This window comes from Paludicola sp. MB14-C6 (assembly GCF_030908625.1).
Lineage (GTDB): Bacteria > Bacillota > Clostridia > Oscillospirales > Ruminococcaceae > Paludihabitans.
The window spans coordinates 2,477,904-2,503,625 of the sequence record NZ_CP133133.1 but is presented as its reverse complement, the minus strand read 5'-3'; the positions used below and the strand labels follow the sequence as shown (position 1 = coordinate 2,503,625).

Below are 25,722 nucleotides of genomic sequence, written 5' to 3'. Positions count from 1 at the left end.
AGAACACTATGGATGAACAAAAAGAATATATCATACCTCCTAGACTGAATAAAAAATATCTGATATATGGATTTACATTTTTCGAACTTATCTTTTCCGTATGTTCAGCTATAATGGCGATTTTACTGCATTTATTGTGGCTATTGCCTATCTCAGCAATTGTAACGGCTGTATGTTGGAGAACACCAACCAATCAAAAAAATGCAATTGATACCATCATCTTATTACATAAATATTATGGTAAGCCACAACATTTTTCATTAAGGGAGTGTGAAAAAGAAAATGAAAGCAACTAACCTATTAAACTTTAAAATTGAAGATAATTCAATTCTATCAAATGGTGAAGAAAAGTTTTTTTATCGAATTTTACCACCTAACTTATCCATAATGACTGATAAAGAGAAGAAGCAGGAAATTAAGAAGATGCAAGGTCTACTTGACACATTAGATATTTCAATGCAAATTATCGGTATTGATAAAACAGAAAATCTTGATGCCAATAAAGAATTTTATCAATCATTAGACAATCAATACGCTATTTACCGTGATGCTATTGTTGATAAAATATCTAGTGTAGAAGTATCACAAAGTTCTAGTATTCAAAGAGCCTATTATCTTGTTATAAAGCCTAGTTCACCTGAAAAAAGAAAGCAGCTTGAAACTGCTCTGGAAAATCAGCTTATTAAATATTATCCTGTACAGAAAAAAGAGCTTGTTACAGTTATGCGAAACTTTATTTTACGTGAATTTGATAGTTTTGATATCTACACATTTGAAGAAAATTGTACAAAAGAATGTGAGGATAGTAGTAAAAAGAACGTAAATACCAAAACCTATATTTCAGATAAGCTTACAACTAGGTTAATGCCACAAAACATGAATTTTACGTCTCGTTATTGTGAGCAAAATGGTTTTATCAGAAAAACTATTTTAGTTAAAAACTTTCCTAGTCAACTGACAGTATGCTGCTATTTATCTGAGTTATCTAAAATAAAGAATACCACATTTTCTATGCATTTGTCTCCTATGACTGCCGGCATAGCAGCAGCAATAGACAGGCAAGTGAACAACGAACGTTCCAATCCCCTTGCACGTAAAAAGGTTACTGAGTTAATCAAGTCAGATATGAACCAATCTAGCATGGCAAAATTCTATAGAACCTCACAAGAGAAAAATTCAAAAGCTTACTATGTTAATATTTTTATAGAAATGTATGGCTGCAACGAAAATGAATTAAAAGAAGTTTTTTCATCCGTTAAAACAACCCTAGGAGCTCAACACATTACCTTTGAAGAACTTACATATGAACAAAAGGAAGGCTTCTTAAGTGTATCTCCTTTAGGGGACGATAAGTTTAAAATTAGTGCAAACAATATGCCTACGGATACCGTTGCTAGTCTGCATCCGTTCTCTCATTCCAGTCGCAATGATTCACATGGGATGATATTAGGTGAAACGATTGACGGTGGTATGATGTTTGTAGATTTCTTTAATCGTACTGACGATATCACAAATGGAAACTTTACTCTTGTTGGTGTATCAGGTCAAGGCAAAAGCTGGTTAATGAAAAAAATTATATCACAACAAATGTTTAAAGGGGTTAGCTGCTTTGTCGTGGATCCTGAAGGTGAATATGGATGGATGCATTCTCTCGGTGCATCTGTAATTGACTGTGCGGATGGACGCATCAAAATTAACCCATTTGAGGTGCGCCGATTACGACTTGAAGAAGAGGAATATGACGAAAAGGAATTTCCTGTTGAGGCTTTCGCACATGCTAAAATGTTCTTTCAACACTTAAGCTGGTTATCTGATTTCTTTTCTGTATTGTTTCCTGAAGCTAGTAAAATGCAAATTAAAGCGTTGCTGATTATTGTACAAGAATTATACAACCATATGGATATTGATGAGAATACAAGCTTTTCTAATTTAAAGAACAGTGATTATCCTACCTTCACCAATTTATATAAGTACATTGAACAATCATTAGATAATTACGATGTACAGCCACACAAAATGATACCAAAAGATACATTTAAAGAGCTACTACTTATTATCAAAGATGCTTATGATGGCAGCTTAGGATTTATCTTTAATGGAGAAACAAATATTCCACACAGTAAAAACATTTGCTTTGATATTCATGACTTACTAGATGGATCTGAAGACCGTATGCAAGCCGTACTTTTTAATATCATGACCTACATGTGGAGTAGAACATCATTAAGAGAATCGCAAATTTGTATGTCATTTGATGAACTATCCTTATTGATGAATAGAAAAAACTACACAATAGCAAGTTACCTAAAAAACTTTACGAAACGAGCTAGAAAGTACGAAGCAATTATTGGAACTGCAACGCAAAACATCAATGACTTTTTGGATGAAGAAATCTATCATTTATCTGCTCCAATATTCAACAATACAAGTTTTAAATTTATTTTCTATCCTGATACTCTAGAGCAAGCACAAGTACAAAAACTATTGAAATTAACTGATGGTGAAATGAGCCGTATTGAACAGCCAAAACAAAAGCACTGTTTATTAAAAGCTGGAGCTCAAAGCTATTATATGAAAGTTGGAGAACTTCCATATGAGAAGAAACTATTTGCTAAAGGTGGTGGCAGATAGTGTCTGCTACTGCTGCTATTGCAACGGTTGCTGTTCAAGTTGTTACTGATAAAAAGAAACGTAATTTTGTACTAAAAATAGTTTTAATAATTATTATGATTGTACTCCTGTTAATCTTTTTAATTGTAATTATTGTAGCTGCTCTTTTTGAGACGTTCTTTCCAAAGGACAATAATCTATTAGAGAATAAATATTATCAAGCTAAAGAAGCTATTAAACAGGAATATGATATACCTAATGATTTAGATATATCATATTTACAATACATTGATTTAGCATCAACAGATTCACTTTCAGAAGATGTGGAAGCGATTAAAAAGAAGATTGCATCTTATTACTTAAAAACAGAAGTAATCAAGACTGAGGTTGATGGTGAACCCATAGAAGAAAAGATAACTTTTTTTAAAAGTTTAACTGACATTACTACGATGGTAAGCAAACCACCTTTTAGTCTTTCAGAAAGCGATGCAAGCTTTTTGTTAACAATTCCTACTTTAAGTGATGATGTTCCTCTGCTTGGAAATTATCCTATGCCTGTTAAAGGTAACATCACTTCTCCATATGGTTATAGAGTCGATCCTGTTTTTGGCTTAACTTCAGAATTTCATCGTGGTATTGATATTGGTGCGAAGTGGCACGATAAAGTTATCAGCATAGCAGATGGAGAGGTTTACAAAGTAAACTATAATAAAAGCAGTTGGGGCAATTATGTTATTATTAAACATGATACAAGAGATGGCATGTTTTATTCTTTATCGGCTCATTTATCTTCTATCATTGTTCAGCCCGGAGAGGTTATAAAGAAAGGACAAGTCATTGGATTTGAGGGTGGCGATCAGCGTTATGATCCGAACCCAGGCAATACAACAGGTCATCATTTACACTTTGAAATATGGAAAAATTCAAATTCTAATAGTACCATGAACCCATTAAAAATTATTTCAAAGTGACGTCAGCTAAAATCCTTAGTTTTTCGGCGTTTATAATATGCTGTGACGTCAAATAATCATAGTATTAAAAACGTGCAAGATGGCGAAATCACTGCATTTGTCGCTAAATCCAAAATAATAATAAGATATTGTTATTATTCTGTGACGTCAATTATGACGTCATATAAAATCAGCCAGCTTTGCTGGTTGATGTAGTGCAGTGACGTCACTTGTGACGTCATGCTTTATCCTGCATACTTAGTATTACGTGCATACTATCACTCAAAAAAAGAGTAAATCCGCAAGAAGGAGGAAAAAATGGATATACGAAAAACAATCCGTATTGATGAAGATTTAATACACGACATCATCAATATTGCAAAAGATAATAACCAAACAGAAAATTCAGTCATTGAAAAAGCATTAAAATATTATCGTGATTTTTACTATATGCAAGTAAAGTCAACGTTCATAAATGATGAAATTATTAACATCCTACAAGCCGTTATTGAAACGAAATTGCAGAATATTAATAATAAAACGAACCAGGTCTTAAGTGAGGTTGCAATACAGAGTAATATTCAAAATCAAGTCTTAGCAAGTGAACTTGATGTTAACCCTCTTCAACTTCAGCAAATGCGATTGAACGCTATTGACTTTTTAAAAGCAAACAATCGTGTGTTAAAGTTAAATGAGATAGTGGAGTGATTACATGCCAAAAGTTATAGTAAATACTTGTTACATAAAAAGCAGCAATCACTTTTTAAATTACCTGGAGTATGCCGGCGAAAAAATAGAAGCACAAAGTATCACATTAAAAAGTGGTGAAACGATTGACACTGCTTCTGATGAAATCATTAAGCTGGATAGTACTATTGAAAAAATCAACGTTACTTTTAAAGATGGCAAAGTTGTTTCTATGGAGCCGGAACGATACCAAATGTTTACCAATGCCAAACAACTTGAATACACTACTCCCGACCTGATCGACACGAGTGGTACAGTACAAAAAGAAAACATGAACACTATGAAATACATTGACTATATCGCTCATCGTCCTTCCGTTGAGAAAATTGAGGGTGTGGGACATGGCTTGTTTGACATGAATGGATCAGTTGATATTTCAACGGCGAAAAAACTTGCGGAACAGTACGAAAAGAATATTAAGTGGTCTCATATTATATCATTGACTCGCACGGATGCAGAGCGTACTGGTTATGATAATCGTAATGCCTGGGAGAATTTAATTAGAGCAAAAGCTCCAGCAATTGCAAAGGCATATAACATTAGCTTAGAAAATCTTGTTTTAAACTGTGCATTTCACAACAAAGACGATCATCCTCATATTCATCTTTTTGTGTACAGCCGTAATAACCGAGAAGCTTTCATAACAGGTGGAAAAGAAGGTTTAATCAAAAGCACCGAAAAAATGAAAAGCATATTTTTTAATGAAATTTTCAAAGATGATGTAAGCTATTTAAAAGAAATTAAAAACGATCAGGAAAACGTTCTTGAGAAAAAGCTGAAAGAAATCACTAGGCAGATTACTAACCGTATGTACATTCCTCCAAGTGAACTGCTAACTAAGCTTCATGATTTATCTTTTGAATTGGATAAGGTCAAAGGTAATAAGTATTATGGATATCTACCTCAACCGATTAAGCAGCATGTAAATGACATACTACAATATGCCATTCAAAATGATAAGTTTTTAAATCAAACATATGCAGAGTACATGAAGACTTATCGAACATTAATAGAACAATATATTGATGATGAAGATAAAATCAATAAAAAGCTTGATGCAGTTTCTGAAAAACTTTTTAATCCAGGTAAAGCAGATAGTAAAGTTATGCAGAACATCATTATAAAAAGTGCTCTCCAATATAGCCAGGTGATTGAAAAGAAAGCTGAGAAAAGCCCTACTAAAGAAAAACAAAAGCAAGGTAAATTTGAAGCTGAAGGAAAAAATACCAATTTAGAAAAAGCTGCTGAAAAATATACTGGGGATAATAACTTTAAAGAATTGGATAATAAGGACAATCCTTTATTAGAGAGCTTTAAAAAGCAACTTCAAAAAAGTTTACGTTGTATATACAGTGATCCAAACAAAGATTTTTCATTTACATGGCAACGTAAAATTTCAGATATTAATACGCAGCTTAAAGCTTTTGAATTTCAAACATTTGATAAGCTTTCAGCTCATTCAAGACATGATGTTTTGCAAATTGTAAAAGAACTGTTGGAAAAAGATGATGTTTTGAAACAATCATATGACAAGCTCATCCAAGGTCACAAAGAGTTATTTGAACAATATGATAATTCCGAACAGTTGCTTGAAGGTTTTAAAGAATATCTATTTAGTGAAGATCAATACAAATCAAGCTCAATTGCTTCCAGTGTAATATTTTTTTCTTGTAACGATGATGTTAAATTTTCTGAGTGGCGCAATCTTAATGAGTGTAACAAAGATGTATCAAAACAGCTTTTCGAATCACTCAATAAATGTTATAAGGCTCCAGGAGAAAACAGCACACTTCTTCAAGAGAAAATCTACAAAATTGAAAAACTACTTGAAGCCGATAAAATTGATGTTTCTAAGCTGCAATCTCTTCAATCTGAATTGCTGCACTTTCTTGTTAATACGGATGGGCGCTTTGCACTAGAATATGAATGTTTAAAGCGTGAAAACAAGTCAGTACTTCAGGAACATTGTTATGACGTGGCACAGTACGAAAAAAAATATTTAGAAGAGCTTGATAGACTGTTTTTTCTACCTGGTAAGTATGGATATCAAAAACTACATTTCTTAATTGAACGATTTTCAGAGAACTCAGGTAGTTATAAGTTTAATGAAAGATTGGATCATTGCAATTCCTATAAAGCGTTTAACAAAGAATTATACAAGTCTTTGAATAAAGTATTTGATTATACTTCACCTTTTTACTCAATTAATATCCAAAAGAAGCTATATAATCTTCATAAAATAATTATCAAACTGAAAGATCAAAAGAAACTTGAAGAAAGTAAAGATAATGATGCATTAAAGCAGTCTGAAATTTCTAAAGATTTTCATTTTAGATATTCGGATTTAAACAATGAAGCAAAGCATGAAATAAAGGATATTATATTGGAGGTAATGGCTAATAACTCTTATTTAAAAGCACTTTACAATCAAACAAAAGCAGAGTATAATGAAGTTGTTCAATCAAAATTATATTATGGTGAAGAAAATATTGATAGCATCATGAAAGATTTTGATGATCGCTTTTTTAGTCCTGCTACTTATGATACAAAAAGCAGCCATAACATTTTACTAAAATATGCAGAGAACTTTGAAAGAAATCAAATTATTTCAGAGCACTATGCAAATAGTAACTACTTAAGGCTGCAACGTAAGCAAAAGAGACTACAAGCCAAACAGCAACAAATTTTGCAATTTGCAGTTAAATCAATGCTTTATGGGTTATGTAAGGTGTTTTCTGATTCAGCTATGAATAACAACATGTATTCACAACAAAATGAACGAAACACAACTTTAAAAATGGGGAAGCGTTTTACTAAGAAACGTCTTCATCAGAAGCATCAAAACATTTCTAACCCTATTCATTTTTAGTTGGGACATTTTGTCCCAGGAAGGAGCATTATATGTTTACTACAAATTTACAAAACTATTCCGATGAAGCAAAATGGCTAAATCAAACAGAAAATCACTGTGTATTCTACATCCCCGGCAGAGGTATTGTAAAAGATGCAAATGAAAAGTTTTATTTCTTTCCGTTAGGTGATATTACTAGATTTCAGTTAAATGAAATGATAGATAGTAATGCAATCGCTGAAATTTCAATGCTACAAGATCATGAAATTAACCAAATTAAAAGGTTAATTGATCTTGATAATCAAATTTCAGAGTTTGGCATACACCCTGTTAGAATTTATGAAGAAGAGGAACAAGAATATCTTATCTTTGCACATGAACAGTGTGAAGATTCCTACTTCAAAATTCAATTGAACGATTTAAAACAATTACAAAATGTCGTGAATGAATTACCATCTTATTCAGAGGAAAGAGATTTAGAAAACCCATACTGTATTCAATTTAATCCAGACAATTCAATATTAGTCTACTAAAGTATACTATCAAGCTAAAAGAGGAAGTTTTTAAAACTTCCTCTTTTCATTTTGAAAGGAGAAATAAATATGGAAGAGCTACCTGTTAAAAGTGTTATTGTTGTGCCGGTACAATTTGAAGGACGTGACTACGCACAAAAAAGAACTATGCTCATAGTTGGAACAACACCTACTGGTGAATATATTTGTAACAACTTTACATCAGATAAAAGGTATAAAGACAATGAAAAATTCCAAGCAAATGTTTATATTCCTAAGACTCATGAAAACGGTTTGAAATTTAACAGCTACATAAAATGTGATACTCAATATATCGTACCAAAGGATTACGCTGGTATATCACAACTTTCTATCCACATTACAGACGATCAATTCAATACTGTTCTTCAGCGCACTTCACAAGTAAAAGATATTATAGTTGAGCATGTTGGAAACACAAAACAAAATGAAATGAAACAGTATACGGATAAAATACTTGAAACTTTGGATAAGTTTAAAATGGATCCACAGTTAATGAAAGATTTTGTTGCTTTCAGCTCTAAATTCTATTCATACAGCTTAAGAAATAAAATGCTTATTTATATGCAGAATCCATTTGCTACATTTGTTGCAAGTTATACAGGGTGGCAACAGCTAGGCTATAACGTTCTTAAAGGCTCTAGCTCACTTAGAATTTTCAGACCGATTGAAAACGTTACCTTTTTAAGAAATGGGGAGTCTATTAAGATTTCAGAAGCAACCAATGAAGAGAAAATCAAGATTGGTAAAGGTGAATTAAAGACCTATACTCAAATAAGCTATATAAAATATAATGTATTCGATATTTCTCAAACCACTTGTCCGAAAGAAGATTATCCAAAATTATATAGCATGGGTTACGCAAGTTTAGAGCATAAAGAGTTATATGATGTTACCAAAGACTTTATTGAAACAAGTGGATTTACTGTTGAGGAAAAGAATTTACCAACAATCTCTCTTAATGGCTATTGCAATACACAAGAGAACAGCATTGTTATTAACAGTAAACTTAACGACACGGAACGTCTTAACACATTATTACATGAATATGCACATGGACTATTACATAAAACTTCAACCCAGCCTACAGCTGTAAAGGAATTTGAAGCGGAAAGCCTATCTATGATGCTGCATCACAGACTAGGACTTGAAATTGATGATAATTCTAAGCTCTATGTTTGCAATAGTTATCAAAGCATTGATAAAGATTTATTTGCTATCGGTGAAAGCTTTGAACGGCTAAGCAAAGCTTTTAAGTTTATTGAAAAAGGTATATCAGATTCAGCAAAATCAAAGGGCTTTGATATTTCAAATTCAAGAGAATTATCCCTGGGGGCAAAGAAAGAAAAACAAAGCAATATAGCACATGGGCAATCCGATAAGCAGCCTAATATTATTAACCGAAATTTTATCCAAGACCTATAAAGGAGGATGATAGTACAAAGGAAAGAAACATGGAGTTTAAGCTATCTAAATTTAAAAGCAAACGAAAGGAGAAAGATGAATAATGTTCTATGCTTTTAGTAAGACAACAAAAGCAATTTTAAGTGTAATCTTCTTCAGTTTATCCTATATTTTATTGACGCTTTTTTTCGATATAACTAAAATATATATCATTCAGCAAACACCATTCGCTTTTTTAAGTTTATTACCTCATTTTTGGTTTATTAAACTACCTTTATCTTTTATATTTGTTCTTTGTATTGTCTGGATAAATTTCAATCCGAAGCTTAATATTAAATCAAAAACAGTTGGTGACGGACAACACGGCACTGCTAGATTTGGTACTGAAGAAGAAAAATACAAATCATGTTTACGTGTCCCCTTTGGTAAGGAAAAGACACCCGGTATTGTTGTGGGAGTGGAACAGAAAGCTTGGTTAATTGATACATCAGATACCAATGCTTTATTACTCGCCTCCCCTGGTGGTGGTAAAACAAAAACCATGTTAATTCCAACCATATACTACAATGCAAAAGTTCAGAAAAATACAAATCAGGGTGCTAGTATGCTCCTCACCGACTGCAAAGGTGAGGAGCTTCGTACTACTGCAAACATGTTAAAAGAACATGATTACAATGTCTTATTTTTAGACTTCAGGCATCCTTTACAATCCTATTGTTTTAACCTCATGATTGAAGTTAATCGGTACATGGATAAGTACAAAGCTGCAACTACTGAAGAACAAAAACTAATCTATTATGCACGTGCTGAGAAATTCGCTAAAATGGTTGCTAATGCAATAATAGATAATCTCGGATCATCCAATAAAGATGAAGCTTCAGAGTTTTTTAAAGATACATCACAGGGTTTACTTTCCGCATTAATCTTATTAGTATCAGAATATGGTGACGAGGGCGAACGACATATTGTATCAGTGTTTAAGTTAATTATAGAGCTGAATGGCTTAACAGAAGACAGCTCAGACACACTACAGAAAAACAAGCTAAAGTCTTTACTAGATAAAGTAAACAATGAACGTATTAAAAGTTTTGCCGGTGCTTCTATTACTGCTGATGTAAGGACGTCTATGAATATCTTCTCATCTGCATTAAGTAAGCTGCTTGCTTTTATTGATGCCGAACTAGAACAGCTTGTTTGCCGTCACAGTGAAGAGATTAACGATATTGATTTTGTATCAAAGCCTACGGCAATATTCCTAATCTGTCCCGATGAAGATAAGACACGTCACTTCTTTGCTAGTTTATTTATCCGCTATTTTGTTACTGCTCTGATTACACAAGCTGAAGAAAATGGCGGTGAGCTCCAACGTGAAGTAATAGCCTTATGGGATGAGATGGGACAGATGCCTGCAATAAAAGATATTGATAGTATTTTTACTGCATTTCGTAGCCGTAAAGGTAGATTTTTAATAGCTTTACAAAGCTACGCACAGCTTGAAGAAACGTATGGAAAGAGCAAAGCTAAAATCATTAAAGAAGCTTGTCAAATACTTATGTTTACCAATATATCACCGAACAGTAAAGAAACATTAACAGAGCTTTCAGAAGTGCTAGGAAAACAAACCGTACTAAGTGGAAGTGTTACAATGAAAAATCAGAATGTAACGCAAGATTCTAGTAGTTATCAAATGGTGGGAAAACCTCTAATGTCAATTACTGATATTATCACGTTACCAAAGTTTGATTGGGTTCTGCAAAAGTCTAGTTGCTATCCAATTAAAACACACCTACCCCTTTATTGGGACTACTTAAAGAAATATGATCCGTATGAAGCAACAATAAAAACCGACATTATACCAATACAATCATTAACAAGCGAAAAAATTTCACAGTTGGAAAAACGTAAACAATCTAAATTATCAATTGGTATGTTTGATTGATTTCTTTCGTACCGTAGAAAGGATTTTAAAATGACAAACGATGAAAAACAGCTAATCTATTTAGAAATTTCAAATATTCAATATAACTGGATCAGACAGGTTGCAAATCAATATAAACAAACCAAACGGCTAATTATGGAATACTGTATTCAATATGCAAAAATGAATGAAGAAAGTTACCTGGATTTATGGAGCCAAGTGAAAGGCAGTTCATTTAATAGTATAAGGATTAACCTCAATCGTGCGAAGCTATTTTTGCCGGAAGACACAACAAACTGGCTTCATGTTATGCGTAAACGCACTGCATGTAAAAGCTATTGCAAAGTTATTGATTTATGCATTATGTATGCACGATTAAATGCAAGAGAGTTTAGTGAATTCTTAAGGCAACATTTCCAAGAAAAATAAAATGGTTAATACTGGTTGAACAGCGGTGGTGTTAAGTGTATAATTAACTTAAAGATTATTTATATTTTACGAGTATCAAGAAGGGAAAATTCATATGGATAAAAACCATTTTGCGTCAGTAGCAGGTGTGGTAATAAATGAAAATAAAGATATTTTGTTAATTAAAAGTCCTTTGCGTGGTTGGGAGTTCCCCGGTGGTATGGTTGAACCTGGTGAAACATTACAAGGAGCATTAAAAAGAGAAATATTTGAAGAAAGCGGTATAAAGATAGACATAATAGGTTTTATCGGTATCTGCAAAAACACAGCAAGGGATATTATCAATGTTGACTTTTGTTGTAAATATATAAGTGGTAAATTAACTGCCAGTTCTGAAAGCAGTGAGGTTCGCTGGTTTTCCAAAGACGAAGCAGTGATGGCTGTTGAAAATGAACTTACAAAAAAGAGACTAAAAAATATGTTATCGCACAGCACGAAAATTTCATGCTTTTCGTTCACCAAAGAACCATTTACAGTAAGTGAAGATGAATGTTTTAAAGTAGGATTATGAGCATAATCTCCAGTAACAATAGAATAATCACAGAAAAAGGATTGAATTCTAATTTAGAGTTCAATCCTTTTATATTTATCAACTAGTATTCAGCAAACTGTGTCAAAACACAGTCTGCTAATTTTTTGAAAGGAGAATAAAAATGAAATACATAAAGCTACCTAATAAAATATTTTTAATGAACCTATCCCCTATTGACATTCTTGTATTTGCCGGGCTTAAATATCTAGATAAACATAACAATAACCAGGTTATTGCAAAAGCACAGAACATTGCTCTAGCTTGTGGTTTGCACCGCAATAGCGTTACCAAAGCTATTAAAAGTCTTGAAGAAAAAAGGATAATTCGTAAAGTAAATAGATACTCAGATAAAGGCTACAGAATATCAAACAGTTACTATCTTGCAAGCGTTAGCAAAAAATACTTTTTATTGCCTGTTAGCATATTTACATATAATCTTACTCCGTCAACTTTTGCTGTATATTGCTATATTCTGAAATGCTCTGCTCATCATTCAAAGAGAGCTTTCCCTAGTCTCAAAAAAATAGCAGCACATACAGGAGTTTGCTTAGATACTGCTATAACTGCTATAAAAGCATTATTATCTAACGGGCTAATTAACAAGGAATACTATGTAACTATAGAAAATGACTTTGGCTGCAACAACTACACTGTTCTTACTGTATTGATAAGGGTAAAAGGCTATATAAAAAAGAAAGTTGCACGCCTATTCTCACAAATGCGTACAACTATCAAAACTTCCATTACGCTTATGATACAGCATAGTTTTCATCCTGTCAATACATTCCATATTTTTTCTGTATTGAAAAATCGTAAGCTTTATTTATTTTATTTAGGGGTACTCGAAAAAATGTGCAACATATATTAACCCACTTAAGTACGTTACAGTACGAAAAGAATAATACTATATCTATACTTTTAGTTTAGATAATTAATATATTAGAGCATTTTTTTATGTTTTATCATATCCATCTATCCATCAATCATTTCATCCGCTGGGACATTTTGTCCCAGGCTAAAATTCATGATATAAAGACATTATGCGATAAAAGTTTATACTGTCTTGTAAATGGAAAACAACATTATAAATGAACTGAAAAGTTCCCATTATCTATGTAATGTGCTTATCCATCTAAACATAATGCGAAACTCGTAATTCTACTGATAATGCTCATAACAATAAGTCAAGGTTTTCTTGCTAACTGCAAATCAATGGTATCATATATTGTAATTTGTCCACCAAAATCATCTATAACAGTTTCAATTTCAGAAAAAAATTTATTTCTTATGTTTTCTTCAATAGCTATATGGTCTGAATAAGTACCAAGCAATTCAATATATTCTTTTGAAGTAAAAGTTCTTGTTCTGTGATATAACTTATAGGATATATCTATAAACCCATATTTTTTTGCTATATCTGCTCTATTTGAAGCATATTGCTCGTTATATTCCTTTAGTGTTTCGTGTTTCTTATTATAAAATTTGTAGTAGTACATTGCATAGATGCGGTCAATTTCTTCTGATAAAATCAGATTACCCTTATCGCAATAGGGATGATTCGCAAATCTGGCAAACACACCGCCACTCTTAAGCAAATCAAAAACTTTACGGTATCCTATTTCTTCTGGTACCCAATGAAAGGCTGATGCTGAAAATATCAAGTCATATAAATTATTTTCAAAAGAAGTATCCTCAAATTTACTGACAATAGTTAAAAAATTATGATAATCTTTAAATTTCTCGCAGCAAACTTTAGCTAAATTTTCACCATACTCAACAGCCGTTAAATTGCACCCTGTTTTCAATATTGGAAGTGTTGCTTGTCCGCCCCCGATGCCTATTTCAATCACATTGCTGTTCGAGTTAAGGTTTACTAATTTGAAGATATCGTCATATAATTCTGAAACATAGCCTGGTCGCATCTTTTCGTATTTTTCTGCTTGAGTATTAAAAGTCCACTCAAGACCTTTCAGTATAGTCATATTCACCCTCCTAAAAGCAATCATAATGTAATCGACGCTATTGAATTGCCTATATCTGCTATCCACTTTAAACATAATGTGCAGTTTATTTTAATACTCTCGTTCACTTCCTACCTTTATGGAAGCCTCCTCCACCACGATATGTATTACATGAACAAGAAAAAACTTGATTACAATTATTGCATCTAATTATATGGCAAATAATATCGTCAGCCCAATATCCATCTGGTGTTCTTACTTGCTCTAATCTACAGGTAGATTCATTTTCAATCAAATCAAATTCTTCACTTCTAACTAATTCTCCAATTTCATCGAGACATTTTAAATACTCTTTTGGAGAATGAAAGAATTCATACAAAATTATATTGTTACACTTATCGCACATATTTTTTAATTCCTTTTTAAATTAAACTAATATTGTTCTATCTATGCAATCTACTTGTCTATCTTAAACATAATGCGAAGTTACAGGTAAGTTGCACTTAAGAAGGATTGCAATATCCTGCCGTCCTGAAAATGGAACAAAGTTATGATACCATTGTTTTCTGGAGTTCAAACCTCTTATGTTATAATAAGTTGAATGCCTTTCCATCAATAAAGATTTTATGGTAGCTTGAAACATCCAACTCGTTGATGATTTCATTAAGCTCTTGACTGTTCAGAGTAATAGCAACAATAATTTGAAATGATTTACCGATTTCAACAGCTGAATCAATAAAGCTTTTCATGTCTTCTGGCACAATGCTTTGCTGTGCAGGTTCATCAAAAACGATTACATTGGGATGGTTACCATTTTTCTCGATGGAAACTTGCAATAGTGACATCGTGAAAGCCCAAATTACACGAATACCATCACTAGCAGACGAGTCGAATTTCATATCAAAGCCGTCGATAGTGGGAAGAAGTGATGAATCAATGGAAATATCAATTCCTTCAAAACTCGACAAACTGCTGTAATGATACCGCTTGAGATTGTCAATAAACTTCTTTTTTAGCAAAGTAATTTTCTCAATATCAGACTCAGAGATGTCGTTTTTGGGCAATTTACCCTTTTGGTCAAGATATGTATTCCATTCTTTGGATAATTCCCTTAACTGTTGAGTCAATGTGGCAATAGTGTTTCCCAACTTCGATAACCGCTCAATTCGGTTAGTAATCTCAATTCGCTTAAGCATAATTGCTTCTGATGCTTCTGTATCGGTGGTGGTAAAAAGATCCGAACGCAGGGTATGTGCCAAACGCCGAAGTGTTTGTAGCCGTGCCTCAAGGTCTTCTTTTTCTCTATGTAGCTTATCGCGTGATTCTTTGCGGCTTCCCAATGTAAATTCCAACATCTTTTTTTGTTCCTTAAGGTGCCTAATATTATCCTCAATGTTCATAAAGCCACTTGTAACGTTTATATCGAGCAAATTATCTTGAATGTGTTGTTTGCAAACAGGGCATAGATCTGCTGAAATATCCTCTCCTGCTGCTTCAGAGCCAAATTTTTGAAGCCGTGCCGCATCGTTATTATTGCGTATATCTGAATTCACGATTTCCAAATCGGTATTTAATCGCTTAATCGCCTCGTTATGACCTGCCAAGCTTCGCCATATGTCTTGAAGACGGCTTTCAAATGCGAGTGTTTGAGTTTGCGTCTCCGAAAGTTCAGTGTTAAGTGCCTCGAAATTATCATGAACGCGAGGCTTCAACTGGCGCAACCTATCGTACTCAGCAGTCAGCCTTTGTACCTCGTCTGCAATGGATAACGAACCCGAAACAGAAACAACTATTCTCGAATAATCAGCGTCTGATAAAACCCGTGGATGCGTTGGGAGATTCGATATTTCACAAGATTCGGAATAAACAGATTGCTCCATGTCAGAAATTAACTGCTCCCATTTCCGTTCAAGTTGCGCTTTCACAGTGCTAAGTCGATCTCGTTCCTTTCCATTTTTTAAAGTATCCAACCCTAATACATATTCTACAATTCGTTTTTTCGATTCCCGGACTCCAAATATGGGCATCCCGGAAAGGATGTCAGACCAACCATGTTTTTGCTCAATGAACATGGATGCAAAGACTAACTGAAGGTATAGTTTTCTCTCATTACCATCTGATGTTCGGACCAGCGGAAGATTCATGTGAAGGAACTCTTCGAGAAACGCATGAAACCCCTTTTCGCTTGTTGCGGCATTCTGGATATTAACATAATAATCCTCGGATACTGTCTTGTAATCGCCTATTGAATCGTAACTTCCATAATAAACGGTCATAAGGCGGTTATCTTTAATCTCCGATTTAATATTCCTGTAAATTGTTCGAGTTTCGTTGCCGTTACTGATTTCAAGATAAGCTCCAGACTCAGTCACCGTCCATGGCTTACCGTTATCCTCAATGGTTGTTTTGAAAGCAGATGTGAGGACTTTGCTCCCAATGCCGCCTGCACCACCGAGAATCTGCTCGAATCCAAGGCAGTAATAAACAGCAGCGAGAATGGAACTTTTACCGCAAGTGTTATCAAGACTTGCAACAAAATTCAATCCACTTTGAAAGGACTCGTCAATCCCATACACACCATTGGCCGTGTTAATCTCAACCCTTAGCCTGTTAATTCTCAGCATCTTTAACCCTCCATTTATCGACTATTTCGTTGACTTTGGTTTCTGTTAACTTTTTCGCAAGCAAATTTAAATTTCTTATTTCAACAACCATGAGATCACCCACAACCATTATCTGATCTGCAAGCCGCTGACCGTGGTCAGTCAGCTTATATTTTGCATTTTGTTGCCGTTCGATTAACCCATAAGCTATTGCATATGTGAGGGCTCTGTTAACAGATGGATCAAAACGAACAATAGGCACACTGCCTGTCCCTTCAGTAAATTCAATGAGCCTCACCATGTTAATCTGCGAAATTAAGGCGAACGAAATCATATGAAGCTTTATCAGCGAGCAAACGTCTCCCCGACCGCAAATGCGCATGATTAGACAAAGCTGGGTGACCTTATAGCTGATACGATAATTAAAAGGAACAGCATCTGGCTTTGCGTCGAAAACAATATTTGTATATTGCAGAGAAAAATTATCCATACTCAATCACTCCTAAATTCCATTGAACAGTCAGCCAACCAGCTTGCCACCAAGTCTTGCTTTAATTCGCCGATTGATGCTTGAGTAAATCTTTGGGAAAAATCTCGTTCGAGCTTTAATTGAAATTCATTGAGGATGTTGTCAAATAACGAACGATTCATAGCCTTGTCTATGTTCATGAGCGTTTTTATTGACACTTCACGTTTATAGCTTTGTTCAAGCTGAAAAATATCTTCGTATATTTCCGGGAAATCTATACGAAGATTGTTCATTATTTCCAGCCCACTTATATAATAATCAACATAAATCCCCACTACCTGATTTAATGCTTCGTTAGCATCATCATAGACAAGCATAACTGCCTTAATCTTCCGTTGTATGTTTGCCACTTTTCTTGAATCACATTTTGTCCAATCAGGTGTATCCGAATGCTGGATAGCTAAATTGAGTCTCATGTCTGTTAATGTTGTACGGATAATTCGACTGATTTCTGGAGTAAAGTCCTCTGCTGTCTTAATGACAATACGGAAACTGTCTGAGATATGTACATAGTCTGCGGGTTTGTCTTTCTTTACTTTTACAACCTCCTGTCGTTTAGTTTCCGCATGGGCAAGAATTCGAGAGTCCTTATACTCTGGAATATTCAAGTGCCATTCGGTAACAGGGGGAACTCCAAGTGCCCGAAGTCTGTCGGCATTCTTCATCAGTTTTTCAATGTCAGATGTTAGTTTGTCCCTTTGATGATTATAAAGTTCATTGTCAGAATACTGCCGCTCTGGGCAGTAACACTGATGAACAATTCCCTTGTTGGTAAACCCTTCAATTCCAGCATCGCCTCCTTGAGTTGCTGGAATTGCGATGTAGTCATCGTTTTGATAACGAATACGGTAGCACTGAACGCATAGATCTTCCCATGCATTGCCCGTCATATATCCTTCAATGAAGCCCATGATGTTACTCACCAGAATTCCCCCTCAATAATTCTAACGAAATTGAATTTGTGTAGTCTGGCTCATCGGTCAAAGCACAGACATCTACACAAAATTCCTTTGTTTCTTGCGTATAGCGTACCTTGATAAGCCTGAACAACGAATACACTTTTATTACTACAACCTCTCTATGCATTAAAAATGGCTTATCACCTATTTGGGGAAGATTTTGAGCTTTCATATCAAAAATCCCCCTTTCAATTGAGTTATGTCATATTATATTCTATGGTGCTTCTCATTATTGCTATTCACTTTAAACGTAATGGAAAACTAGCATAGATGTAATAATAGAAACCTTAGCAAAACCACTTTAACAATATGGATGTTAATTCATTTTGTTCAACATCATTTAAAGTTTTTGACATTAATACTTCTGAGATTTTCTTTCGTATTTTTTCTTTAACACTATCATTTTCTATTATAGATTTATATGTATTGGGATATAAGTTAAAAAGCCAAGTAATATCAAATTTTTCAAAATTGAATTTCTCATATAAATAATAAAAATCAAAATTATCGTTTATACCTATAAATTCTTCAAATTCTTTCTTGGGTAATAACCCAATATGTATCCAGTATCCAACATTTTTTAAGTCATCAAATTTATCTCTTTTGGGATATACCTGAATCCCTGATTTTTCCTCCTGATTGCATACTAATCTTAAATGGTTTTTTAATAGCTCTATAAGTATCTTATTGATTTTCACTTTTCCTTGAATTAGAACTGCAAATAATCCAAAATCAAATTTTGTTTTGAGTTTTAACTTAGCCCATTTAATTATCTTATTTTTTTGATTTGTTGATAAGTAATCAAAGTAATAATTATATACTGCTTTGTACATCTGGCTATATTCATTTTTCAAGATGCGAGAAATACGCAAAGCTAATTTATTGGAACAAACTGTTTTATCATTGGGATCAACATAGTATATTAAATTGCTATAGCTCATACCTGTATGCGACGAAAGCAATTCAAAGGAATTCCCATCCTGTATAGATTTAATATGCATATCCATATAATAAAATAATTTGTCACTAATAATTCGTTTTGTGATGTCACTATATTTTTTGTGGCGGTGTATTTGTGAATCAATAAACAATATCTTATCATCTATCAGTATTTCTCTAAACTCATATTTGAAAATAAAGTTGCAAATCTCATTCACTATTTTTTGAGATAAATTAACATATTTCAAAAGGGCTAAACAATTTTTAAGTTTTAATTGTAACGGAAGTCTTTGTCTTTCAGTAGCTTCACTTTTTATCAAATAATTATAATAATTCATTAAATTTCGAATAGATTTCTCTATTTTTTCTGGATGAGAAAATTCGAGAACGTCTATTTGATATTTCTTGAATAGTTCTACTATTTCCTTACAACCAAAATATTCAATAAAACAATAAAAATCAACTTCATCAAATGATATTTTCTCTTGTGCAATATTGCTGAACATGTCATCATATATAGGCAACTTGTTTTGCACTGAATATTTGTGCACAAGTAGTGACATGAGATTTTTAATGGTATTCTTAAACTCAGAAAATTCATCCACATAAATACCATTCCCGAGTAAAAAATGTAGATTATTATTTATTCGACAAATCACTTTATCACTACTTGTAAATCCCATTTCAAATGTATTTGACTCAATAGAGTGCGATAACTTTTGCCCTTCAATAAATGATTCATAAGAGTTTTTATACAATAAATTTACGGAATTCAAATCTTTAAAATTTGCATATTCAACCTGAAATTCAACCGGAAGTTCCTCGAAAACTCTTTCATCTTTTTCGATTCCATTTAAATCATAATAATTAAAATACCACAAACTACCATTAACACTTTTCATTGCCGATATAAGATTATTTCTATTGACCTGAGATAAGTAATAGAGGAAAAAATCATTATTGTAATATGATTCTTTCGCTACCTCTGAAAACAAATTTAAAGATTCTTGGTACTTATTCAGTTTTGCCAGATAATATGCTTTTTGATATTTCACCTGTAAAGAATCAGAATTATTTTGAATAAATTTATTCATTCCCTTATAATCAAAATGAATACACTTTGATTCTGCAAATTCATATTCTATTCCGTTTATTTTTTTTAATGACCTTTCTTCTCTTAATTGTCGAACTCTTGCCTTAGAAAAAACAGAAGTAATATAATCATATTTTTGGCGAGTGTCCTTTGAAAGTTGGCTTTTTTCTTGTATATCCATTTCACTTATTTTAATGTAATATTTAAGAATATCTTTATTATCAGGCGCTACAAGAATAGTACCATCTTCTTCAACTATTACATAAGGGTGTAGAGACCTTTGCAGATCTTGAGTTTTTAGCGAATAAAATCTATTTAGCGGCTTTACAAGTTCATAAAGAACATTAAATAGCTCATCTTCGTCTTTTCCATGAATATCAAGTTGAGATGCATTATTTATTGAATCAAGAACTATTTTATATCGATCTGAAAAATCATTACTTACGGATTTATTAGCAAGTAATTTTTGATATTGTATGACGACCAAGCCTTTATCTTCTTGATACTGTAATTCCGAAGCAGATAATTCTTTGTCATCAGTATAAATAAAAATTGGTTTATTAAATTTATCCTTCAAGAGACTTTTTGCCCAGTTTAATATCAATTTTATGTTATAATCATTTAATCCATATCCAATAAAAACAACCGTATTTGTAGAAAAAACTGATTTAAGAATTGTTTCTGTTAATTTAAATTTTTCACTGTAATTTAAGTAATCCTCTTCTTTAAACACAATATTTCTATGTTTAAAATCTCCATGAAGTTTGAGAATGAATTTATTTCCATTTATATTTGGAATTTCATCATCACATGCTATTACTCTATAGCCTTTACAATAATAAGTAGCAGCATTTTCAAGAAGTTGGTCAAAGTTAGTTGTAATAATGGATTCAGGATTTAGATCAAATATTTTTTTATGAATCTCATTTGGCAGGATTTCATGTTTATTAAATAGGCTTTGAATAAAAGAGTAATACTTTTTCTCGTCTTTATTTATTGAGCAGTAATATATTTGCGGAATTTGCAAACTTTCATCAGAAGTGTATTTTTCTTTAGGATCAATATCAATTTGTTTGCAAATTTCACTGAGTAAATCCGACCATTTTGGTGCTTTTGATAAAGCTGATATGCCAGCTCCAACAAAAAAAGTTAAAGAGCATGTTTCTGATGACGTTAGAATTCTTTTAAAAATATCTTTATACATGTCTATATTTCACTTTCAAATTTTTATGTTATTAAAAAGTTTACATGGTTTTTTTGTGATTGAATACTTTGAATTTCGCATTATTGCTATAATGCGTAATATTGAGAATACTGTTCAATCGAGGCCACTATTTGTAAACTTATTCTACTTTAATGCCAAATCCAAGCCATCGACCATCTATATCTTCAATAACAAATTCTTGATTGTGATAATCTGTCTGTTGCAACTTGCGTACAATCTTTACATTAGCTTTTTCAAACTCTACTTGTAATTTTTGTTGGCTGTCAGTAATGAAATAAGCATCATAACCATAGCCATATAATTCTCTGTTTGGAATCACCTGTTGACCATTAGATTGTGTTAATATTATTTCCGTAGAATCTCTGTATAGACAAATATGTGGTTCTTTTGCTTCCAAATAATCAACTCGTCTGAACCCTAAACTTTCAACATAGTATGATGCGGTAGCGTTAATATTTAATGATGGAAAAACACAATGAGACATATATAGTTTCATTTTTTCACCCCAATTTTATTTATTAAAAATGTTAATTATGGCTATAATGTGACGTTAATTAGCCTTATATGAAACTGTACATGCTTCGAGTTATTGCTAAAACATGATACTAATTAACTTTTTACTTCACAAGTGCACTTTTTTTGAATTATATCTATGTAACGTTCAAATTCGCAAAAATAGGTATGATCATAGGACTTATACGTTCCAGCAATTTTTATATGATGATTTACAAAGCATTGTGGATTATCTTGAGCGTTATCGCTCTCGCCCTTTTCACTTGAACGAAAATTCTTTAAATTCTTGAATTGTGAGTAGTTTATTGGATAAGACAATTGTATTTTTTTCATTAATTCCGAAAATTCACATTTATTCTTTTTGTAGATAAAAGTATCTTTCCCATCCATAATAATTGCTACGTTTAGATTAAGCTTTGCAAAATTATGATATGGCTCATCTTCACAAAAAGTTTTTCCTAAATATGCAATAGCAGGTATGTGATATCGTTTTAACGCCAACATTACTAATTGTGGAACAATATAATCAGATTTAAACTGTCTATTTGCTTCTTTTACCTTAAACGAGCATGCTAAACATAAGATCCATAATTTTGTATAATTTAGTATAAATTCTTCGGTCGTTACACCCCTATATATTGAATGGACGTCTTCTAACGTGTCACTCTTTAAAGCGTCGCAAAGCTTTTCTAAGTCATAAAAATTAACAGATAAGTTAAATATTCTTATACAGTCGTCAACAGTTACTCTAGAAACATAAAACTCCGAATCAGATGGCTGACTCAGTTCCATCCAACAGGTATAAACACTTTTGCCCAAATAAAGACACGGAAAACCAGGAATACTGAATCTTTGACTTCTGACTTTCTCTCTCTTATTAAATGGGATATGATACATAGATGAGATGTCTTCAAAATTATCAGGTATCCCTGTCCTAGCTCGATATAAGCTAACATTGTTGTAATTTCTTATATTAATAGGAATATTGTTGTTAAATGCACAGCAATTATTAAATGCCGTGCATATATAGGGAACCTGCTTGAGCTCTTTAATTATCTTTCCAATTAACTGCAAAGACAAATCAATTCTACCGTCATAGTACTGTTTAACAGCTCTTTTAATAGCCTTGGTTTCGTTAATTAAACAAGCCCAATGATGTTGTAATGCAACTCTTTCTATTTCATTATAAATTTTTGATAATTCACTGAGATATGCAGAATCTTCATTTATGTGCTTTGGTGTAGAAAAAACATTCTCGCTCTTATTAACTTTAGATAAATCTAAAATAAAGTCCTTTATGCTCAAAAATTTCACCTCATCATGCTCATTTTCTTCATGGATTTCACTTATCTTCAATATGGGCTAATTCTATATTTTTTATAAACTTTCCATCATTACTACGCAAAAAAGGCAACACTTTAATTACAGAACTATTATTTATTACACCATAAATATGTGGGTAGAAACGACCACAATTATCACCATCTTCATAACACACTTTTGAAATTAAATTTTCTTCATCTATACAAAGCAAAACCATCTCATCTTTAATTCCTTTAAAGTTGGGTGCTACTCTCCAAAAATATTCAATAGTGCTACAATGGATAAACCCTTCTTTCTCAATAAGTTCTTTGCCCCATATGTTTTTATTTTTCACTTCTTCCCATGTAGACTTTTTCATGCAATGTAAAATCATATATTAACCCCCATTTTATAAAAAGCCTTTTTTCATATTCGCATTATTAGCTTAATATGAAGCCATACATGCTTCGAGTTATTGCTATAATGTGACGCTTATTATATTAATCTTTAGTGGTTGGTTAAACTTATTTTTCAACCAAAGTTCTGCTATTTTAAATTTATCGAGGGCAATATCTAAAAAAGTAAAATACATCTTTTTCTTTATAAAATTCAAATCCTAATCGCTTATATAAATTTTGTGCAGGATTTGTTTTAATTGCCACAATAAATACTGGTTTGCAAAGCCTCTTAGATAGTTTCATTAAATATGATAAAAACAATGTACCTATTCCTTTATTTTGAGCCTTATCAATGATACGAATGTATACATTGTCAATTTTATCTTCTTTCTGGTCATAACCCAAAAAGCCCACTACTTCGTCATTTAAAAGCAACTTTTTGAAAAATGTTAGTTTTCTTTTACAATAAAAAGCGTTAACCAGAATATCTTTATTCCATTCGCCAAAAAAGTTACTATGCTCAACAATATATTTACTATGTGATTTTATATCGACACCTATAAAGTCATCTAAGTCGGCTTCACTTGTGTCTATTAAAGAATAGCCCATATTTTTTAAATCCAACGTTAATTCCATATAAATTTCCTATCATAAGCTATGTACATAATATTCATTTGTTTTAGTTAATCGTTTCTGTTTTCGAAATTATAAATTCATTGTTTAAATATAAATTTATAGCGTTTTTATTCCAATCAGCCACATGAAGCATTATTGAATTAACCTGACTTTTTTGCATTTTAGAAACAGCAAATAGCAACAATTTCTTTCCATAACCTCGATTCTGAGATTCTTTCGATACAACAAGGTCATCAATTTCATTACCGTAAATTGCAACAGAGCCAACGAATATACCATCTTCTCTTAGTATAAATATTTGGGTTGCTTTTCCTAAAAGTATATCATTGCTATCACAACAATTAACAGGTTGAAGCTCTAATGCAGTTCTCATATCGAAAAAGCATTCTTCATATACACGCTTGTATTCGGCATAATCGTCAACAGTGTAGTTGGCAACGTCCAACTCACAAAAAATTTCTCCGCCAGTATATTCCATTGTATGAGCAACGATTTGCATTTCATTTTTCCTCCTATTATATTCATAACCTTTATTATATTCGAATTATTAGCTTAATATGAAGCTGTACATGCTTCAAGTTATTGCTATTGTATTACTTCCTAAAATTATTTCTATAATAATATATTTGCGTGACAAACTATATTTCTCGTATAAATATAGTATCGATATCTCCACCATAATTCTTTAACTTATCAATTGGTCTAAAACCGCATTTTTCATAAAAGCCTTTCATATCGGATGGAATATACACTTTTGTAAATCCATGTTCTTTAGCATATACAATAGCTGTTTCTATCATTTTATGACTCACTCTATGTCCCCGCATGTTTTCGTCTACAAAAACACTACTAATCCATGGAAAATATCTATTTTCAGGGTAATAATCTTCCTTTAAGAACGAACAATAACCAATAATATTATCACCCTCAGTTGCTACAAAAAAGGCTTCCCAGTCGAAAAATCGATTTTCTCTTAACATCCCTGCAATATGTTTACCGGCAATCCAGGAACAATTTTCAGCAAATTCAATTGCCTTTTCCCACAGTAAACTATTATATTCTAAACGTTTTATTTTCACTCTAACAAACTTCCTAGTATAATTTTTCTTTAGTTAAACTCTATTTAAACATAATCAGCAATTGTTAATTTTCATCAACAAATTCTACAATTGTATATAATTAAGAATAAAGATTTACATAGATGAAGGTATCAGTCTAATCAACAGTTTCTTCTTTTTTGTGTCTTGCAACTGCATTGTTGTATGCAAGTGCTAAGTATTTCTCTGGGGATGGTGGAGTTCCTTTACCAGCTTTTTGTTGTCGCAATACGCTATTATAACCATGTTCATATTTTAAATACTCTTCTCGAAATTGCTTTTTATACTCATCCACAAACTCAATAGTAGAGCAGTTAAATCCTAGATCACATAGAACCTTGTCGGCATGTTGCTTTAATTTAGGAATTGCAATATTGATTTTATTTCTAGACATATAAATTCTCCTTTTTTGTTTTTTAATTTTCCATTATTGCTA

Annotated in this window: 25 protein-coding genes; 11 read left to right on the top strand and 14 right to left on the bottom strand. The window is 32.5% G+C overall.

Annotated elements, in window-relative coordinates; translation table 11 throughout:
- Nucleotides 1–8 precede the first annotated feature (8 nt).
- From RBG61_RS11920 to RBG61_RS11870, 11 genes are all read left to right on the top strand, one after another.
- Entirely contained in the window at nucleotides 9–296 is a 288-nt protein-coding gene (locus RBG61_RS11920) for a hypothetical protein (RefSeq protein ID WP_307943805.1), read from the top strand.
- Nucleotides 283–2,631: a VirB4 family type IV secretion system protein gene (locus tag RBG61_RS11915; RefSeq protein ID WP_307943803.1), complete on the top strand. Its 2,349-nt coding sequence runs from the start codon at nucleotides 283–285 to the stop codon at nucleotides 2,629–2,631. The genes RBG61_RS11920 and RBG61_RS11915 overlap by 14 nt, the downstream gene beginning before the upstream one ends.
- Nucleotides 2,631–3,581 carry a M23 family metallopeptidase gene (locus tag RBG61_RS11910; RefSeq protein ID WP_307943800.1) on the top strand — a complete coding sequence of 317 codons (951 nt, stop codon included), beginning with the start codon at nucleotides 2,631–2,633 and terminating at the stop codon, nucleotides 3,579–3,581. Before RBG61_RS11915 ends, RBG61_RS11910 begins: the two co-directional genes overlap by 1 nt.
- Nucleotides 3,582–3,878: 297 nt before the next feature.
- Nucleotides 3,879–4,268 carry a hypothetical protein gene (locus tag RBG61_RS11905; RefSeq protein WP_307943798.1) on the top strand — a complete coding sequence of 130 codons (390 nt, stop codon included), beginning with the start codon at nucleotides 3,879–3,881 and terminating at the stop codon, nucleotides 4,266–4,268.
- A gap of 4 nt (nucleotides 4,269–4,272) precedes the next feature.
- On the top strand, nucleotides 4,273–7,176 hold the full coding sequence (gene mobP3 / locus RBG61_RS11900) for a MobP3 family relaxase (protein WP_307943796.1): 2,904 nt from the start codon (nucleotides 4,273–4,275) through the stop codon (nucleotides 7,174–7,176).
- A 32-nt stretch (nucleotides 7,177–7,208) separates the two neighbouring features.
- Nucleotides 7,209–7,691, top strand: coding sequence for a hypothetical protein (locus tag RBG61_RS11895; RefSeq protein WP_307943793.1), 483 nt, complete (start codon nucleotides 7,209–7,211; stop codon nucleotides 7,689–7,691).
- Nucleotides 7,692–7,760: 69 nt separating this feature from the next.
- Nucleotides 7,761–9,134 carry an ArdC-like ssDNA-binding domain-containing protein gene (locus tag RBG61_RS11890; protein ID WP_307943791.1) on the top strand — a complete coding sequence of 458 codons (1,374 nt, stop codon included), beginning with the start codon at nucleotides 7,761–7,763 and terminating at the stop codon, nucleotides 9,132–9,134.
- Nucleotides 9,135–9,216: 82 nt separating this feature from the next.
- Nucleotides 9,217–11,052 carry a type IV secretory system conjugative DNA transfer family protein gene (locus RBG61_RS11885; RefSeq protein WP_307943789.1) on the top strand — a complete coding sequence of 612 codons (1,836 nt, stop codon included), beginning with the start codon at nucleotides 9,217–9,219 and terminating at the stop codon, nucleotides 11,050–11,052.
- A 30-nt stretch (nucleotides 11,053–11,082) separates the two neighbouring features.
- The gene (locus RBG61_RS11880) at nucleotides 11,083–11,460 is read left to right on the top strand and encodes a hypothetical protein (protein ID WP_307943787.1); all 378 of its coding nucleotides are present in this window, start codon (nucleotides 11,083–11,085) and stop codon (nucleotides 11,458–11,460) included.
- 94 nt (nucleotides 11,461–11,554) lie between these two features.
- Entirely contained in the window at nucleotides 11,555–12,010 is a 456-nt protein-coding gene (locus RBG61_RS11875) for an NUDIX hydrolase (protein WP_307943785.1), read from the top strand.
- Nucleotides 12,011–12,152: 142 nt separating this feature from the next.
- Nucleotides 12,153–12,899, top strand: coding sequence for a helix-turn-helix domain-containing protein (locus RBG61_RS11870; protein ID WP_307943783.1), 747 nt, complete (start codon nucleotides 12,153–12,155; stop codon nucleotides 12,897–12,899).
- A 316-nt stretch (nucleotides 12,900–13,215) separates the two neighbouring features.
- Here the strand turns inward: RBG61_RS11870 and RBG61_RS11865 are convergent, their stop codons facing one another.
- From RBG61_RS11865 to RBG61_RS11800, 14 genes are all read right to left on the bottom strand, one after another.
- Nucleotides 13,216–14,013: a class I SAM-dependent methyltransferase gene (locus tag RBG61_RS11865; RefSeq protein ID WP_307943781.1), complete on the bottom strand. Its 798-nt coding sequence runs from the start codon at nucleotides 14,011–14,013 to the stop codon at nucleotides 13,216–13,218.
- 103 nt (nucleotides 14,014–14,116) lie between these two features.
- The gene (locus RBG61_RS11860; protein WP_307943779.1) at nucleotides 14,117–14,398 is read right to left on the bottom strand and encodes a hypothetical protein; all 282 of its coding nucleotides are present in this window, start codon (nucleotides 14,396–14,398) and stop codon (nucleotides 14,117–14,119) included.
- Between the two features lie 181 nt (nucleotides 14,399–14,579).
- The gene (locus RBG61_RS11855) at nucleotides 14,580–16,616 is read right to left on the bottom strand and encodes a hypothetical protein (protein WP_307943777.1); all 2,037 of its coding nucleotides are present in this window, start codon (nucleotides 16,614–16,616) and stop codon (nucleotides 14,580–14,582) included.
- A complete protein-coding gene (locus RBG61_RS11850) occupies nucleotides 16,603–17,085 on the bottom strand; it encodes a hypothetical protein (protein ID WP_307943775.1) in 483 nt (160 codons plus the stop codon). The genes RBG61_RS11855 and RBG61_RS11850 overlap by 14 nt, the downstream gene beginning before the upstream one ends.
- A gap of 2 nt (nucleotides 17,086–17,087) precedes the next feature.
- Nucleotides 17,088–18,047 (bottom strand): hypothetical protein, encoded by a 960-nt coding sequence (locus RBG61_RS11845; protein WP_307943773.1) that lies wholly within the window; start codon nucleotides 18,045–18,047, stop codon nucleotides 17,088–17,090.
- Complete coding sequence (locus tag RBG61_RS11840; protein ID WP_307943770.1) at nucleotides 18,040–18,255, bottom strand: hypothetical protein; 216 nt, start codon at nucleotides 18,253–18,255, stop codon at nucleotides 18,040–18,042. The genes RBG61_RS11845 and RBG61_RS11840 overlap by 8 nt, the downstream gene beginning before the upstream one ends.
- A 115-nt stretch (nucleotides 18,256–18,370) precedes the next feature.
- Nucleotides 18,371–21,319, bottom strand: coding sequence for an SIR2 family protein (locus tag RBG61_RS11835; RefSeq protein ID WP_307943768.1), 2,949 nt, complete (start codon nucleotides 21,317–21,319; stop codon nucleotides 18,371–18,373).
- Nucleotides 21,320–21,458: 139 nt separating this feature from the next.
- Nucleotides 21,459–21,836: a VOC family protein gene (locus RBG61_RS11830; RefSeq protein ID WP_307943765.1), complete on the bottom strand. Its 378-nt coding sequence runs from the start codon at nucleotides 21,834–21,836 to the stop codon at nucleotides 21,459–21,461.
- 113 nt (nucleotides 21,837–21,949) lie between these two features.
- Nucleotides 21,950–23,158, bottom strand: a complete 1,209-nt coding sequence (locus RBG61_RS11825) for an RES domain-containing protein (RefSeq protein WP_307943763.1) — start codon at nucleotides 23,156–23,158, stop codon at nucleotides 21,950–21,952.
- 37 nt (nucleotides 23,159–23,195) lie between these two features.
- Nucleotides 23,196–23,549, bottom strand: a complete 354-nt coding sequence (locus RBG61_RS11820) for a DUF952 domain-containing protein (protein WP_307943761.1) — start codon at nucleotides 23,547–23,549, stop codon at nucleotides 23,196–23,198.
- Nucleotides 23,550–23,712: 163 nt separating this feature from the next.
- Nucleotides 23,713–24,189, bottom strand: coding sequence for a GNAT family N-acetyltransferase (locus RBG61_RS11815; RefSeq protein ID WP_307943759.1), 477 nt, complete (start codon nucleotides 24,187–24,189; stop codon nucleotides 23,713–23,715).
- Nucleotides 24,190–24,232: 43 nt separating this feature from the next.
- Nucleotides 24,233–24,688 carry a GNAT family N-acetyltransferase gene (locus tag RBG61_RS11810; protein WP_307943756.1) on the bottom strand — a complete coding sequence of 152 codons (456 nt, stop codon included), beginning with the start codon at nucleotides 24,686–24,688 and terminating at the stop codon, nucleotides 24,233–24,235.
- A 139-nt stretch (nucleotides 24,689–24,827) separates the two neighbouring features.
- Nucleotides 24,828–25,268 carry a GNAT family N-acetyltransferase gene (locus RBG61_RS11805; RefSeq protein ID WP_307943753.1) on the bottom strand — a complete coding sequence of 147 codons (441 nt, stop codon included), beginning with the start codon at nucleotides 25,266–25,268 and terminating at the stop codon, nucleotides 24,828–24,830.
- 136 nt (nucleotides 25,269–25,404) lie between these two features.
- Nucleotides 25,405–25,680, bottom strand: coding sequence for a hypothetical protein (locus tag RBG61_RS11800; protein WP_307943751.1), 276 nt, complete (start codon nucleotides 25,678–25,680; stop codon nucleotides 25,405–25,407).
- Nucleotides 25,681–25,722 lie beyond the last annotated feature (42 nt).